General features: G+C 54.6%; 16 protein-coding genes. 4 read left to right on the forward strand and 12 right to left on the reverse strand.

Annotated elements, in window-relative coordinates; all coding sequences use genetic code 11:
* Positions 1-189: 189 nt before the first annotated feature.
* A complete protein-coding gene (locus tag PGL01S_RS17780) occupies positions 190-1,026 on the reverse strand; it encodes a sulfurtransferase (RefSeq protein ID WP_127495920.1) in 837 nt (278 codons plus the stop codon).
* Positions 1,027-1,211: 185 nt separating this feature from the next.
* Here PGL01S_RS17780 and PGL01S_RS17785 point away from each other — a divergent pair, with 185 nt between their 5' ends.
* The 4 genes from PGL01S_RS17785 (at position 1,212) to PGL01S_RS17800 (ending at position 3,631) form a co-directional block, all read left to right on the forward strand.
* Positions 1,212-2,075, forward strand: a complete 864-nt coding sequence (locus PGL01S_RS17785; protein WP_127495921.1) for a hypothetical protein — start codon at positions 1,212-1,214, stop codon at positions 2,073-2,075.
* A gap of 184 nt (positions 2,076-2,259) precedes the next feature.
* Positions 2,260-2,706, forward strand: a complete 447-nt coding sequence (locus PGL01S_RS17790) for a hypothetical protein (RefSeq protein ID WP_127495922.1) — start codon at positions 2,260-2,262, stop codon at positions 2,704-2,706.
* A gap of 1 nt (position 2,707) precedes the next feature.
* Positions 2,708-2,932, forward strand: coding sequence for a helix-turn-helix transcriptional regulator (locus PGL01S_RS17795; RefSeq protein ID WP_127495923.1), 225 nt, complete (start codon positions 2,708-2,710; stop codon positions 2,930-2,932).
* An 18-nt stretch (positions 2,933-2,950) separates the two neighbouring features.
* On the forward strand, positions 2,951-3,631 hold the full coding sequence (locus PGL01S_RS17800) for a DUF4386 domain-containing protein (protein WP_127495924.1): 681 nt from the start codon (positions 2,951-2,953) through the stop codon (positions 3,629-3,631).
* A gap of 61 nt (positions 3,632-3,692) precedes the next feature.
* On the opposite strand, the gene PGL01S_RS30880 is transcribed toward PGL01S_RS17800, so the two are convergent.
* The 11 genes from PGL01S_RS30880 to PGL01S_RS17855 form a co-directional block, all read right to left on the reverse strand.
* Complete coding sequence (locus PGL01S_RS30880; protein ID WP_176587499.1) at positions 3,693-4,715, reverse strand: hypothetical protein; 1,023 nt, start codon at positions 4,713-4,715, stop codon at positions 3,693-3,695.
* Between the two features lie 112 nt (positions 4,716-4,827).
* Entirely contained in the window at positions 4,828-6,078 is a 1,251-nt protein-coding gene (locus PGL01S_RS17810) for a molybdopterin-dependent oxidoreductase (protein ID WP_127495925.1), read from the reverse strand.
* 17 nt (positions 6,079-6,095) lie between these two features.
* Complete coding sequence (locus tag PGL01S_RS17815) at positions 6,096-7,145, reverse strand: sensor histidine kinase (protein ID WP_127495926.1); 1,050 nt, start codon at positions 7,143-7,145, stop codon at positions 6,096-6,098.
* A complete protein-coding gene (locus PGL01S_RS17820) occupies positions 7,142-7,897 on the reverse strand; it encodes a response regulator transcription factor (RefSeq protein ID WP_127495927.1) in 756 nt (251 codons plus the stop codon). The genes PGL01S_RS17815 and PGL01S_RS17820 overlap by 4 nt, the downstream gene beginning before the upstream one ends.
* Before the next feature lie 124 nt (positions 7,898-8,021).
* Positions 8,022-8,273, reverse strand: a complete 252-nt coding sequence (locus tag PGL01S_RS17825) for a hypothetical protein (protein ID WP_127495928.1) — start codon at positions 8,271-8,273, stop codon at positions 8,022-8,024.
* A gap of 207 nt (positions 8,274-8,480) precedes the next feature.
* Positions 8,481-8,669, reverse strand: coding sequence for a hypothetical protein (locus PGL01S_RS17830; protein WP_012772497.1), 189 nt, complete (start codon positions 8,667-8,669; stop codon positions 8,481-8,483).
* A gap of 187 nt (positions 8,670-8,856) precedes the next feature.
* Positions 8,857-9,069, reverse strand: coding sequence for a hypothetical protein (locus tag PGL01S_RS17835; RefSeq protein WP_127495929.1), 213 nt, complete (start codon positions 9,067-9,069; stop codon positions 8,857-8,859).
* A 147-nt stretch (positions 9,070-9,216) separates the two neighbouring features.
* Positions 9,217-9,648 carry a PaaI family thioesterase gene (locus PGL01S_RS17840; protein ID WP_244935638.1) on the reverse strand — a complete coding sequence of 144 codons (432 nt, stop codon included), beginning with the start codon at positions 9,646-9,648 and terminating at the stop codon, positions 9,217-9,219.
* A gap of 19 nt (positions 9,649-9,667) precedes the next feature.
* Entirely contained in the window at positions 9,668-11,785 is a 2,118-nt protein-coding gene (locus PGL01S_RS17845; RefSeq protein ID WP_244935640.1) for a long-chain-fatty-acid--CoA ligase, read from the reverse strand.
* Positions 11,786-11,800: 15 nt separating this feature from the next.
* A complete protein-coding gene (locus PGL01S_RS17850) occupies positions 11,801-13,576 on the reverse strand; it encodes an acyl-CoA dehydrogenase FadE (RefSeq protein ID WP_127495931.1) in 1,776 nt (591 codons plus the stop codon).
* 54 nt (positions 13,577-13,630) lie between these two features.
* The gene (locus PGL01S_RS17855; protein ID WP_127495932.1) at positions 13,631-14,842 is read right to left on the reverse strand and encodes an acetyl-CoA C-acyltransferase; all 1,212 of its coding nucleotides are present in this window, start codon (positions 14,840-14,842) and stop codon (positions 13,631-13,633) included.
* Positions 14,843-15,131: the final 289 nt, after the last annotated feature.

The following is a 15,131-nucleotide window of genomic DNA, read 5'->3' on the forward strand; positions in this document are numbered from 1 at the left end:
TCGCAATTAATATTATCATATTATTCCACTACTTGTAATAATTTTGAACCCCCAGTAGTATTTATCTACAGAAGCACATCTATTACTTTTGCGATTGCATGATGGCTCTAATTTACAAGAAAACAAATACAGAGCAACGGTATCCTTAACCGCGCTCTGTATCTATGCTCATATGTACTTTTTTTACCCTTACTCTTCCCCCACCGCAATCGGATTCTCCTCATAAGAAATCCAATCACTCCAACTACCCGCATAAAGCCGTACCTTCGTAAAGCCCGCTTCCTGCAGAGCAAGCACGTTCGGGCAGGCCGTTACGCCGGAACCGCAGTAGACGATGGTCTCCTGGTCCTTCGGCAGATCCTCGAATCGGGCTGCCTGCTCGTCGGCGCTTTTCCACTTGCCGTCTTCTCCCTTGCCTTCCGACCAGAGACGGTTGATCGCCCCCGGAATATGGCCGGCAATCCGGTCCAATGGCTCAACCTCGCCGCGGTAACGCGCGCCGTCGCGGGAGTCGATCAGCGTGATATGCTCAGCGCCAAGCTTCTCTTTCACTTCGTCCATCTCGATCAGCATGTTGTGCTGCACCGTTGCAAGGTAACGCGCAGGAACAAGCGTCTTCTGCTCCGCGTTCACCGGGAAGCCGGCGTTTTGCCAAGCGGTAAAGCCTTCGTCCAGCACGAACACTTGCTCATGACCCAAGTATTTCAGCAGCCACCATAGACGGGAAGCGTATGCTCCACCTTGGTCGTCGTATGCGACCACGCGGGTTTCGTTGCTGATGCCAACCTTGCTGAGCGCAATGGTCAGATCCGTAATATCCGGCAGCGGATGGCGTCCGCCATGCTCGTCGATTGGAGCGGACAGGTCCTTTTCCAAATCCAGATATACGGCACCTGCAATGTGGGAGGCTTCATAAGCCTCGCGGCCGAAGTCCGGCTTGCCAAGCTGGAACCGGCAGTCGACAATAACGAGGTCTGTCTCATATAAGCGGGCAAGAAGCCATTTTAACGATACGATATTGTTCATGAAGGAATAACCGCCTTTCTTATGTATGCTATACGAGCATTATACATGATTCCGGCCCCTATCTTCTAACCCTTAGAATCTCCGTTTACAAATATTGCATACAAGCATAATCATGCGCGAATAATTCATAGATATTATCTTCTTCGGAATCGTTATTCCAACATTTTATCAAAGGAGATGAATTTATGTTCAAACGTTTCATCGGTACGGCAGCTGTTATTATCGCACTTGGTGCTGCGCTCGTTACCGAAGCCGGCGTCGCCCCTTCCGAGGCTCATGCGGCAAGCAACATGGTTCCGGATTACGAGGTTAAGCTTCTGATGGATCCAAGCACAACGCTGGGCCCCGATTTCAAGCTGACCAGCTCGGTATTAAGCGCCTTCTCGATGCCAACTACGGTAACGAAGATGAACGTGGCCTTCCTTGATACCAACGCGAAAGACATCTACAACAACGGCTGGAGCACCCGCATCCGCAAGACGGAAGGCGAAGACAACTTCGAATTATCCTACAAGAAGCGTTACCCCATTAACAATAACGATATTAACGCGGCGCTAACGCAAGCGAACAACGATGGCTTTAACTCCGGCGATACGAACTACGAAGCCCAAGTGGAATGGGGTTATCAGAAGAAAACGCTCAGCATCACCCGCAGCAAAAATGGCAGTAAGTCCGGCTACAGCGGCATGGATCTCCCGTCGATCAGCGACGCACGCAGCCTGATGATCAACAACGCGCCGGATAAATTCAATGACTGGCTGTCTAACGACTGGGGTACGAACAAGCTTCAAGCTTCCCGTTACTTCGGGCCGGTACTCGCTAAACGTTCTATCGGTACTTGGAGCGGCATGCAGCTGTACATCGAAGTATGGCCGATCAAGAACGCTGCAGGCACCGGCACGGAATATGTGGTTGAGGCTTCCTTCAAGACAAACAGCGCAACAACCGCATCCGCCAAGCATGATGAGCTGGTCACTTACCTGCAGAACAAAGGCTGGTTCCTTGCCCAGGATTCGCTGAAAACCCAATTGATTATGGATCGTTACTAATCCGAATCTAATAATTCCTTATCCAAAGGCTCTCCCGCGCCAAGCTTTATGCGTGGGAGGGCTTTTTTTCGTCTGAAAAAATAGGCCTGCCATTCGTGTAAAGTTAACTTGACATTGAGTATAGTTTAGATTACATTTTGTATATAGAACTTAACTTATTTTACCATTCAAGGAGGTACAACGCTTGACCTACCAAGAGAAGAAAAGCATTACCACGTTAATTAGCGCCGTACTTATTTTTGCCATCTATTGCCTGTATAAGTACGCGCAGTACCCGGAGGAAGGAATGGCGCTTGAGGAAAGCATCCGTTACTGGGGCTCCTTCGTGTTAGTCCTGACGCTGGTATCTATTATCGCGCATATTGTGATCAGCATTATTTTCAACATCATCTTCCGGATCACGACTGGGGAGAAAGAACCCGCATTTGCCGACGAACTGGATAAACTTATTGAGTTGAAAGCTCACCGGAACTCCTTTTTCCTATTCATACTCGGTTTTCTGCTTGCTATGGTGTCTCTTGCTACCGATCAGCCGTTGAACCTAATGTTCCTCATTCTGATTGCCTCCGGTTTCCTGTCGGACGTTACCGGTTCGATCACGAAGCTGTACCACTACCGGAAAGGAGTTTAACATGGCTAAAAATCTTGTCGGCAACCACATCCGCAAATTGCGATTTAATCATAACGAGATGACACAGCAGCAATTGGCTGACAAGGTCGGCGTAACGAGACAAACGATAGTCGCATTGGAAAAAGGCAACTACTCCCCGTCCCTCGAGCTAGCCTTCCGGATTTCACACGCTTTTGGACTGCCAATCGAAGAGATCTTCTTCTACGGGGAAGATACGAGCCAATAAATATGAGGAGGCAACCCTATGGTTTCCATTACCAAAACGCCCAAAGTAACCGGCACCCTGTTTATACTCGCAGCCGTATCATCCGTATTGGGTCTTCTGTTCTATGGCCCTATCCTTAACCACGCGAATTACCTGACGAACGGCTCCGAGCACGCAGGCCAGATCATCCTCGGAGCGCTAATGGAGCTGATCCTGGTTGCTTCTGCCGTTGGCACTGCGGTCACGATGTATCCTTTTCTCAAAAAATATAACGAAAGCATCGCACTCGGCCATGTGTGCTTCCGCCTGCTCGAGGCCGTCGTTATCACGGTAGGCCTAGTGGGCATGTTGTCCCTCGTCACCTTAAGCCGGCAATATGTCGCCGCTGGCGCTCCCGACCCCGCTTCTTACGAAGCCGCCGGAACGTTGTTCCTGGCGGTACACGACTGGACCTTTATGCTTGGCCCTAACTTCTTGCTCGGCATTAATACGATGCTGTACAGCTACATTTTCTACAAATCCGGGCTTGTCCCCCGCTTCATTCCGATCCTTGGCATGACCGGTGCCGTACTCGTGTTTAGCGCCTCGCTGTTCGAAATGTTTGGCGTCTTCTCTCAGGTTTCGGTCTGGGGCGGTCTCCTCTCCCTGCCGGTAGCGGCAAATGAAATGATCCTGGCTGTCTGGCTGATTGTAAAAGGTTTTAATAAAGCGGCACTCTGAGGAGATGCACGCACGCCAAAAAAGGCCGGCATTCCGTCGAGGAATTCCGGCCTTTTACTATTTAAAAAGTCCCGTTCGTCATTGTGTCAATAACCGTAGCCGTTAAGCCCCGGGTATTGATCGAGCCCCCGGCAGCCTGTTGCTGGGAGGAGGCAGAAGCCGTTACGGTAAAAGAATACGTGTACGTCCCCGGACCCGGACTGTCTACCCAGGTGAGAGCGCTAGTCGCGGATACTTGGGAGAAATCCGCCTGATTTCCCTGCTGCGTTATCGCCTCGTTATCGGCAGCAATAACGTCTGCCGGGTTTCTGGAGAGAACGCCGTTAACCGAATAGCTTTGCACTCCCGTAAAGCTCGCATTCGCAAAAGCCTCCAGCTTCACAAGCTGGTCAGCCAGTAAAACGATCGGCGTTAAGACCAGCTCTACCGTGGCCTGGTTGTTCACCAGATCGATCTGTTCGCGGCTGCCGGAGAAGCGGATAGCTGTCATGCTTAAAGGTCCGGATACGCCTGGGGCTCCCTGCGGTCCCTCTGCTCCAGCCACTCCTTGCGCCCCGGCAGGCCCCTGAACACCTTGCACGCCTTGTGCACCTTGAGCTCCTTGGGCTCCTTGGGCACCTTGCGCACCTTGGGCGCCCTGGACTCCTTGCGCTCCTTGTATATCCCGCTGTATCGCTTCTCTCTGAAAACCAGTAACATCCGGGGATGCTGATACCACAGCTCCTACGATATTCGCAGCCTGTATCGCCTGCACAAACGCCGGACTAGACACAATCCCGGGCAGTACGGAACGGACCGCATTATCGAATACGGGATGCTCGATCACTTGCGGCAGCACCGTGCGGACAACCCTGTCAAAAGCAGGCGTTGCGAGCACCTCAGGCAAAGCAGAGGCAATAGAACGGTTGAAATTCGGGTTGGCAATCAAGGCAGGGATGACATCAGAAGATAGTTTGCCTGGAGTTACTGCATTTCGCGCCAGCTTCGTGGCGGTTATTGCTCTGGGAGCAATCCGGCTTGCCGTAATCGGCCTCTCCAGCCTGCTGACCCGCTCCTCGATGGTAAGTCTTTTTGCTCTTGGCACTGCCTCCATCCCTCCTGCTATATGACCTGATCTGGGATCAGTCTATGGTTAACAGTGTATTGGGTAGGAACCTGTCTCGGCACGTTGTTTGTTCCTGAGGAAAGCGTCTATTTTACACCCAAGCATCAATATCATAGCCGCGCTCTTCCCAATAGCCGATATGATCCTTGTCGATCAGTTCGATCCGGTTGAGCCATTTCACCGATTTGTACGCGTACATCTTCGGCACGATCAGCCGGACCGGACCGCCGAGATCGCTTGGGATCAGATTGCCGTCATGCAGCATCGCGACCATAATGTCGTCCATTTGCGCCTGCTCGAGGGTTAGCGCATCGGTGTATACGCCATCGCCGGAATAGAACTTCACCGCTTTTGCGTTTGTTTTGACCCCAGCCTCCTGCAGGAACTGCTTCAGCGGGATGCCCTCCCACGTATTCTTGTAGACGGACCAGCCCGTCACGCAGTGAAAATCGCTCACCTGAACCTTGCGCGTCAGCTTCACGAATTGCTCCCAGTTCCACGTCATCGGTTTATCAACCAACCCGTCTATGGTGAAGGACCAGGTCTCATTCGAAAAGGTCGGAATCGGCGTGACCGAATAGATCCGGAATTCGCCTTTCGCACCACCGCCGAGCGGAGGCGCGGATGCAGGCATAGGCTGCGGCAAGGGAACAAGCTGATTGCCATCCCTCGTCACAATCTCCTCGTAGGAGGGACTGCCAAGGCTGACGCCAAGCGTATTGACGGTCCACTTTAGAAAAGAAGGCCCCACCGCGACGGCGATTCCGCCGCCAACCGCCCATTTGACAAATGACCGCCGGGACAAGTACGACTGCGGACTTGCCGCGGGATGAATAGGTATGTCCACCGCTTTCTGTTCGCGTTCCGTGCGTACCGTCCTGCGGTTCGGCTCCTTCAGCCATTTGGTCCGCGTAATGGAATGGTAAATAATATAGGGAAGACCAACCCAGGTTAAGAGGTCGTGAACCGTCAGCGCATGGTTTGACCACCATGGCCCCACGGCGCGGAACTGCCACAAAAGCACGCCCGAGATGAACCATCCGACAAGCAGGCCAAGCACGACAAAGACATTAAATTTCTGCCAGCGCTTCCCCCTCAGCTGCTTCCAGTGCTTGGCGGCAAGCAGGAGATAGAACACAACCGGAACGAGGGACAGCAAGCCAACAATTATGTGCAGCTCCTTCAGCCACACTCTTCCTTCCCCAAGCACGCCGCGCCAGTAATTCATCACCAGCATGATCCCGGACAAAGCCAACACGACTACTATCCAGCCGTTCCAGGCATGCAGAATTGCAAGCTTACGTCCGAAGCCTTTGCGCAGACGTTTCAACAACTCGCCCACTTGCCTTCCTCCTCTGCTTATTGGTTTCCTTGCGCTTCGTTAACGGTGAACCAAAACCGGCTGCCTTGTCCTCCCGCCTGCTCCACCCCGATCCTGCCGCCGTATTGCTCAACTAGCAGCTTAGCGATGGATAACCCGATCCCCGCTCCGCCGCTTTCGCGGCTTCGGGCACGGTCCGTCCGGTAGAACCGCTCGAAGATACGCTCCCGTTCGGACTCCGCGATACCGGCTCCTTCATCCGTAATGGAAACCCGGATCACGCCATCCTCCCGTTCCTCCGCCGCAATGACGATAATTCCGTTATGAGGAGAGTATCGAATGGCGTTTTCGATCAGATTCTGAAGAATCCGCTGGAGATGTCTTGCCAGCATATTTACCCGCAAAGACCGCTCCGGCAGCCTGACCCGAAGCTGAAGCCCCTTGGCATCCAGCCCCATCGAGAATCTTGGGTGGAGCTCCAGGAGAACATCCTCCAGCACCGCCGGAGCCTTCTCTACCTGGTCATCCGTCCTTCTGTCCAGTGTCGACAGCTCGAATAAATCCTGGATGAGCTCGTTAAGCCTCACCGTCTCGGAGCGGATGGTGGCCAAGTAACGGCGATACGTCGCATCATCCTCGATAACCCCATCCTCCAGCGCTTCCGCATAAGACTGCATCGAAGCAAGCGGCGTCCGCAGATCATGCGCCATGTTCGCGACAAGCTCCCGCTGGGCCGATTCCGCCGCTTTTACCTGGCGAAAGCTTTGTTCGAGACTCGCCCCCATCTGATTGAACTGATCCGCCAGCAGCCGGAATTCGGCCAACCCCGTTCGATCCACTCTGGCCTCAAGCTCGCCTGCGGCAATCCGTCCAGCCCCTTCGCCAACCCGGCGGACCGATGCCTCAAGAGGACGAATAAGCAGGAAGAACAAGAAGGCCGATACAATGCCGGCTGCAACGGTAGCAAGTCCGAGCCAGACCAACTGCTCTCGCGTGACGAGCATATATTGAAAGAATACAAGCAGCAAAACGATAATAAACGCGATACTGATTGTATTGGCCAGGAGCAGATAAGATCGGAGCTTCATGTCGTATTCCCCTTGCCGTCGAGCTTATAGCCAATCCCCCATACCGTCTTGATCCAAGTTGGATCAGAAGGATTCGGTTCGATTTTCTCCCGCAGCCGCCGCACATGAACCGTCACCGTGGTCGTATCGCCATCGAAGGCGATATCCCATACCTGATTAAGCAGCTGACTGCGCGAGAAAACTTTGCCCGGGTAAGTCGCCAGCAATTGCAGCAGATCGAACTCCTTGGCGGTCAGCTCGATATTGGTCTGCTGCACGGTCACTCTTCTCTCCTGCGGAAAGATCGACAGCCCTTCGAAATGAATAGGCTTATCCGCCTCGTTACCGTCAAGAGAGTGACCGCCTTCCGCCGAGCCTTCCCGTCCTTTTGCGGCAAAATCATTCTTCCAGCCCATTCTTCGCAAAATATTGTTTACCCGCAGCACAAGCTCCCTTGGGCTGAAAGGCTTCGTCATATAATCATCAGCGCCCATGGTTAGTCCGAGCAGCCGGTCCGGCTCCTCGCCGCGCGCCGTCAGCATAATTATCGGCGTATCGTCGGTTTGCCGAATGGTATCGCATACCTCCAGCCCGTCAATCTTGGGCATCATAAGATCTAAAACGAGCAAATCCGGCCGATGCTCTTTCCATAAGCGGATCGCCTCTTCCCCGTTTTCCGCCACCCATACCGTATTACCTTCCCGCTCCAGATACCTGCGGCATACATCCGTAATATTCCGTTCATCATCCGCAACAACAATACAGGCGCCCATCCTCCGCCCTCCGTTCGTGAGGTCCTCATTTACATCTATTATACTGCCGCTTTTATCCCGTTACGAATCTTATCCCTCAGACGGGAACAATCCCTTGCCGTAAGGAAAGGGATTGAAGAGCCTTCTACTTTGTGTCTTCCTTCATTCCATCATTCATCATTTTATCGTCGTTCATCGGCGCTACGCTTTGCATGCTGTCATTCATCATCTTCTCATCGTTCATTGTTTTATCGTCGTTCATCGGCGCATTGCTTTGCATGCTGTCGTTCATTTCCGATGCCGGCTTATCATTCATTTTGTTGCCGTTATCCGAATTGCAAGCGCTGAGCGCCAGCATCCCGCCAATTACGAGCACGCCCCATACTCTTTTGCTCATCGTCATCTCTCCTTGAACCCGTCATTTGTCCTGGCTTGCTTACAAGACCTAGCTTACCGGACAATGCTAACCATCCAAGAACGATGCGCTTGCAAAAGCATTATGAAAATCTTACAAAAGAATTACAACCATTCGAAGCTCTTATCCGCAGCACAAAAAAGGCTTTGCACCTGTTATCACACAGATGCAAAGCCATTTCGTATGCGCTCAACTGACCGAGGAGTTGATCTTACCCATCTCGTCTTCCACTAAAATTGTTAATTCATCCTCGTATCCGCCCGTTATCCTGTACTTCCGGATATAGTCCTTAACGAACTTGCGCGGATCCTTTGGCTGAAAAATTCTCGTGAGTTCCTTCAGGCTTTCCTTGACCTCATTCTGGCTATGCTTCGCCATGAAATCTCCTCCCCTATACGTTGGATGGTCGTCCTAAACAACAAATCCGAGAACGGATGCGGCAGTTACGCCGCAAATTACCCCCCATTTCAGTGCAGGCAACTCCATGGTCAATGAGTCACAATGTTTGCATTTTTCTTACTATTATAACATTTCAGGCAGGATTGTAAAATAAACAAATGTTAATCTAGCCCGTGCCTTCGTTCTCCCGGGGCGGCTTCGCCGGAGGCTCTTCGGCCTTTGGCGGAGCGGCTTGCGGGGGAATTGACGGAGGCGGAACGTCCATGGATGAATGGTGCGTCTCGTTCCTGTTAAACATTCGTAAATAGGCAAAAACGCCAATTAGTGCAACTGCTATCCCAAATATCAAAACGACCGCGGTAATCCATCCATCGACCATGCTTCCGCCTCCCCTCTTCTTATATTTATCGGCCGAAAGCTGATTTGGTTTCAGTTTATTTGCCTATATTTTTTTCTTCCATATATAGGATATATTATATCGAACCAACTGCCCGTCAGCAACTCGGCCAAATTGACTAAATATTCGTTATCGCGACACAATCCGATAGGTTCCGCTTCCCCAAGCGATCAATCTATCTTCCTCATCCTTCACCGTTGCCTGCAGGGTAATCGTCCGTCCAATCCGGTGCATGATCTCGGCTTCGCACACCAGATTGCCGCTCTTCGCGCTCTCCAGAAAATGCGTATTCAGGCCTGCGGTTACCGTCTTTTCCCGGCATGAGATCATGACGACCAGCCCCATTGCATTATCCAGCATAGACATCAATACCCCGCCATGCACGATGCCAATCAGGTTCAAATGACGCTGCTCCGCGCGTAGCCGGATCGCCGCTTTTTCCGCATGGGCAAAGACGACCTCGCAGCCAAGCTCGCTCCAAAAAGTCCCGCTGGCCAGCTCCTCCAGCTTCGCCAAATGCCTCTCAATATCCGCCTGCTCCGCGGCAAAATCCTCCGCCACGCGCATCACCGCCTCTTTGTTATTTTGGTTGCTCCTTCTCCAGCTCCTCCATCAGCTTGCGCCTTAGGACCTTGCCGATCATCGTCTTCGGAAGGGAATCCCGGAATTCGTACAGATGCGGCACCTTAAACGCGGCAAGCCGCTGCCTGCACCAGACGTCGAGCTGGGCCGCCGATACGTAGGAGCCTTTTTTAAGCACAACGAAAGCCTTCACCGTCTCGCCGCGGTACGGATCCTTCACCCCAAGGACAGAGGCTTCCATCACGGCCGGATGCTCATACAGCACCTCTTCTACCTCGCGCGGATAAATATTGAAGCCTCCCGCAATGATGACATCCTTAATCCGGTCTACAATCGTAAAAAAGCCGTCTTCGTCCATATAGCCGAGGTCGCCGGTATGCAGCCAGCCATCCCTCAGCACGACTTCGCTCTCCTCTGGATTGTTCCAATATCCCTTCATCACCTGCGGACCGCGAATAACAAGCTCGCCAACCTCGCGAACGGGAAGCGGCTTGCCTTCCGGGCTGAAGATTGCGGCTACCGTATCGGGAAAAGGCATGCCGATCGTGCCGATTTTGCGTTTGCCCCAGATCAGATTGGCATGCGTTACCGGCGAAGCTTCCGTCAGGCCATAACCTTCGATCAGCTTGCCGCCGGTCATTTTCTCGAACTGCTCCTGCACCTCAAGCGGTAGAGCCGCCGATCCGCTGATACAGGCCTCGATCGAGGAAAGATCGGTGCTGGCTGCATTCTTATGATTAATCAAAGCCACATACATCGTTGGCGCACCCGGGAACAGCGTTGGCTGCTGCCGGCTGATGGTATCGAGCACGGTCTCGGTTTCAAAACGCGGCAGAAGCACCAGTGAGCCAGCGCGCATAATGGAAAAATTCATTAACACGGTTAAGCCGAATACGTGAAATAACGGCAGCGCCGCCAGAAATCTTTCGTAGCCATCCTTCACCCTGTAGCACCAGGCCGAGGTCTGCATCGTATTGGCCACAAGGTTCCGGTGGGTCAGCATCACCCCTTTCGGTGTTCCGGTTGTACCTCCGGTATATTGAAGCTGGGCGAGATCGCTGCCGTGAATGTCGGTCAGGACGGGAAGATTAGAACTCGAGGAAATAAGCTTCTTATAAGAAACAACACCGTGACGGCCGTACGGAATATCCGCTTTGAAGCCTTCTTTGCGCTGCTTGAGCGGGTAGAGGAGATTTTTCGGAAAAGGAAGTCCGTCCTTCAGCGACGTAATGACGGCGTTCTTGAGCTGGGGAACAGCCCCCGCCGCCGGAAATTCGCCGCGCACGTTGGCTAGGCGCTCATAGAACAGGTCGACGGTAATGATCGTTGTCGCCCCGCTGTCCTTCAGCTGATGCTCCAGCTCCCGCTCCACGTAGAGCGGATTGGTCTGGACCACAACGGCGCCAATCATTAGAGCGGCGTAGTAAGAGATCACCGCCTGCGGACAGTTCGGCAGCATAATCGCCACCCGGTCGCCGCGGTTAACGCCAAGCGAGATCAGGCCGTTAGCCAAGCGGCAGGTATGGTCGTACAGTTCGCGGTAGGTGAGCGATTTGCCTAGAAAATGAACGGCTTCATTCGCCGGGAATTTCTCCACGGCATTAACGAGGAACTGCGGAATGCCATGATTCGGGTAATCCAGGGAAGCCGGGATCTCCAGCGGATAATGCCGCAGCCACGGCTTCGGAATCTCAACCGGAGCCTCAGGCTCCTCCGATGCCGCGGAGGCAACGGCCTCCTCGGGAGCCGGCTCATCGCCTGGCTCGGCTTCGCCGGACGGAGCTGGCGCAGCCCCCGTCGCTTCCACTTCTGCGGATGTTTCTGCCGCCGGGGCGGCATCGGCAGCGACAACTTCTTCGCTCGGCTCGGCCTCAGCCGACGCAGCCGCTTCTGTGACTGACTCTGTCGTTGCGGCATCGAATGCGATAGCTTCTTCGCTCGGCTCAGCCTCCGCTGACGGAGCCGCTGACTCCGCCGCCGGAGGCTCAGCTTCTATGAGCTGCGGGGCTGCGGCTTCCTCCTGCCGTGGCGATAGTGGCGGTTCGTTAGGTGCGGAATTGGGCGGCTTTTGCCGATCCTCGGGTACAAGCGGGTTTTCCGGATCTGCCTTATCCATATGGCGTTCCCCCTCCTACACAATATATTGCTCCCCGTTAATGACCCGTGCGGCAATATCCCGCTTGGCCGCAATCGTATCGAGCAGCGGACCGCGCATCAGCTTCTTCAGTACCGACAGCTGCATTTGCAGGGCATCTCCCTTCGCCAATGCCGCCAGAGCAACCTTCGCGATCGATTCGATCTTCTCCAGCGCCTCCTGCACGAACACTTCCGTCATTTGAATCGCATTCACCGCATCCGCACCGCTTTGCGCAAGCTTCTGCGTGCGGAGCAGCGCGCTTTCCGCAGCGAACAGCTGAATCATGATATCCGAAAGCGAGCAGAGCACTTCCTGCTCCTGGTCAAGCTTTAACCCCAGCTTTTGCACGGCGAGCCCGCCGACGGCAAGAAAAGCTTTTTTCCCCTGTGATACGCGGTATACCTCCCGGCTGAGCGGCTCATCAAACGGCGGAACCGGCATCGGCTGCAGCAGCTCGGCCTGCAGGGACTGTGCTTTTTCGAGCAGCGGAAGCTCGCCTTTCATCGCTTTTTTCAGCAAGGTTCCCGGAATAAGCATCCGGTTAATCTCGTTGGTCCCTTCGAAAATCCGGTTAATCCGCGAATCCCGGTAAATGCGCTCCACCTTGTATTCCTTGATATAGCCGTAGCCGCCGTGAATCTGGACGCCCTCGTCCGCAACAAAATCCAGCGTCTCCGACGCAAACACCTTGTTGATCGAGCATTCCAGCGCGTACTCGCTGATCGCTTTTGCCGCCCGCATTCCGGCATCCGGCGCATCCGCCCCGGCACCCTCCGCGCTCAGCATGGCATCGATCCAGCCCGCGGTCCGGTATACCATCGATTCCAGCACGTAGGTCCTGATATTCATATCCGCCAGCTTGGCGCCAATAAGCGGGTAAGAGGAGATGGCACGGCCGAACTGCTTGCGCGTGTTGGCGTATTTGGAGGCGAGCTCGATTGTTTCTTTGGACCCGCCAAGACAGCCCGCTCCCAGCTTGAACCGCCCGATGTTCAGGATGTTGAACGCGATTTTATGCCCTTGGCCGATCTCGCCAAGCACGTTCTCCACCGGCACCGCGACATCTTCGAAAAATAACGGGCGCGTCGACGAGCCTTTAATGCCCATCTTGTGCTCCTCCGGCCCAAGGCTGAAGCCCCGCATCCCTTTTTCAACGATAAACGCGCTGAACGCTTCCCCGTCCACCTTCGCGTACACGATAAACACATCCGCAAAGCCCGCGTTCGTGATGTACAGCTTGGAGCCGTTCAGAATATAATGGCTGCCGTTCTCCGACAGCTTTGCCGTTGTTTTGGCGCCTAAAGCGTCCGAACCGGAGGCCGGTTCCGTTAAGCAATAGGCGGCGATCAGCTCACCCGTGGCGAGCTTCGGCAAGTATTTGCGCTTCTGGGCGGCTGTTCCGAAAAAGACGATCGGCAGCGTGCCGATCCCCGTATGCGCGCCAACCGACAGCGCGAAAGAGGAGGCGCGGGCAAGCGTCTCCGACAGCAGGGTTGTGCTTACTTTGTCGAGTCCAAGGCCGCCATAGGCTTCGGGTACATCCGCTCCAAGAAGGCCTAGCTCACCTGCCTGGCGCATCAGCTTAACCGTCAGCTCATAGTCCAGCCCCTCAATCTGCTCATCCAGCGGAAAAATCTCTCCCTCTACAAACTGCCGCGCCGCATCCGCCATCATCTTCTGCTCTTCGTTGAAATCCTCCGGCGTCACCGTAGCGGACGGCAGAGCATCCTCGATTACGAAACGACCGCCAAACCGAATGTTTTCCCCCATGCTTTACGTCCCCTTTCCCTCTCGCCTTCCTGCTTCCTCCACTTGCGCGCTGTGCTACGCGTATACCTCAAACACGCCTGCGGCCCCCATACCGCCGCCGACACACATCGTAACAACTCCGATTCCTCCGCCGCGTCTCCTCAGTTCGTGAATAAGCGATACCGACAGCTTCGTCCCCGTACAGCCAAGCGGATGACCAAGCGCAATCGCCCCGCCGTTTACGTTCACGCGGTCAAGATTGATGCCAAGCTGCTCGATAATCGGCACGCATTGGGCGGCAAAGGCCTCATTCAGCTCAAAAATATCAATATCGTCAACCGTTAGGCTAGCAGCCTTAAGCGCTTTTGGAATGGCCTCTATTGGGCCGATGCCCATCACTTCAGGCGCTACCCCTGCTACCCGGTATGCGCGGAAAGCGGCAAGAGGCGTCAGCCCAAGCTCCTTCGCCTTGGCGCGGCTCATCACCACTACCGCGGCTGCGCCGTCGCTCATCTGCGAGGAGTTGCCGGCCGTAACCGTCCCTTCTCTCGCAAAAGAAGGCTTCAGCGGCGCAAGCGTCTCCGGCGTCGTATCCGGGCGCACGCCTTCATCGGTATCGAAGGTGAAGGTCCGCTCAACCGGCCGGCCATATTCGTTCACATCTGACCGGGTTGCCGTCACCGGCACGATCTCGTCTTTGAATCGGCCCTCCTGAATGGCGGCGGCCGCTTTGCGATGGCTGGACGCGGCAAAAGAATCCTGCGCCGCGCGGGTAACGTTATAGCGGCGTGCCACTTCCTCGGCGGTGTGCCCCATGCCCATGTACACCTCCGGCATGGCATCCACGATGCCCGGATGCGGAGCCAGCTTAAAGCCGGTCATCGGCACATGGCTCATGCTTTCCACGCCGCCCGCAACGAGGATGTCGGCATCGCCAAGCCGTATGCGTTCAGCTGCATAAGCGATCGCCTGCAGACCCGAAGCGCAGAAACGGTTAATCGTTACGGCTGGCGTCGTAACCGGAAAGCCCGAATAGAGCGAAATAATTCTCGCCATATTGAGTCCTTGCTCGCCTTCCGGCATGGCACAGCCGATAATGACATCCTCGACGTCGGCCGCATCAAGCCCCGGAACCCGGCCAACCGCCGCGGTCAACACGGCCCTTCCAAGGTCCTCTGCCCTCGTCTCCGCCAGACTCCCCTTCTTCGCCTTGCCCACCGCGGTTCGTACCGCGGATACGATAACGGCATCGCGGTCATGGTCCGCAAATTTGCCCGCTGCTCCCATAAAGCGCCTCCTTCTTTTTTGGCTCCGCTCGCGCCTCGTCGAGCGGGCGGAGCCTTTTGTAGTTGCTGCTTGTAAGGTAAGACCCGGGAGGGTCTTATCTCGTTCCGATCACCCGTTAACGTGGCAGGTAAGACCCTCGCAGGGGCTTATTTGCTGCTCAACCCTTGTTTCGAGTAACTTTTGGCTTGCTCGCGGGGGGATAAGACCCTGTGAGGGTCTTATCCCGTTCCGATCACCCGTTAACGTGGCAGATAAGACCCTCGCAGGGGCCTATTTGCTGCTCAACCGG

This window comes from Paenibacillus glycanilyticus NBRC 16618, assembly GCF_004000805.1.
GTDB classification, from domain to species: Bacteria; Bacillota; Bacilli; order Paenibacillales; family Paenibacillaceae; genus Pristimantibacillus; species Pristimantibacillus glycanilyticus.

Coding starts and splice junctions, on each gene's coding strand:
- PGL01S_RS17780 (WP_127495920.1), bottom strand. CDS start 1,026: ATGAACAATATCGTATCGTTAAAATGGCTTCTTGCCCGCTTATATGAG.
- PGL01S_RS17785 (WP_127495921.1), top strand. CDS start 1,212: ATGTTCAAACGTTTCATCGGTACGGCAGCTGTTATTATCGCACTTGGT.
- PGL01S_RS17795 (WP_127495923.1), top strand. CDS start 2,708: ATGGCTAAAAATCTTGTCGGCAACCACATCCGCAAATTGCGATTTAAT.
- PGL01S_RS17800 (WP_127495924.1), top strand. CDS start 2,951: ATGGTTTCCATTACCAAAACGCCCAAAGTAACCGGCACCCTGTTTATA.
- PGL01S_RS17815 (WP_127495926.1), bottom strand. CDS start 7,145: ATGAAGCTCCGATCTTATCTGCTCCTGGCCAATACAATCAGTATCGCG.
- PGL01S_RS17820 (WP_127495927.1), bottom strand. CDS start 7,897: ATGGGCGCCTGTATTGTTGTTGCGGATGATGAACGGAATATTACGGAT.
- PGL01S_RS17825 (WP_127495928.1), bottom strand. CDS start 8,273: ATGAGCAAAAGAGTATGGGGCGTGCTCGTAATTGGCGGGATGCTGGCG.
- PGL01S_RS17830 (WP_012772497.1), bottom strand. CDS start 8,669: ATGGCGAAGCATAGCCAGAATGAGGTCAAGGAAAGCCTGAAGGAACTC.
- PGL01S_RS17835 (WP_127495929.1), bottom strand. CDS start 9,069: ATGGTCGATGGATGGATTACCGCGGTCGTTTTGATATTTGGGATAGCA.
- PGL01S_RS17845 (WP_244935640.1), bottom strand. CDS start 11,785: ATGGATAAGGCAGATCCGGAAAACCCGCTTGTACCCGAGGATCGGCAA.
- PGL01S_RS17850 (WP_127495931.1), bottom strand. CDS start 13,576: ATGGGGGAAAACATTCGGTTTGGCGGTCGTTTCGTAATCGAGGATGCT.
- PGL01S_RS17855 (WP_127495932.1), bottom strand. CDS start 14,842: ATGGGAGCAGCGGGCAAATTTGCGGACCATGACCGCGATGCCGTTATC.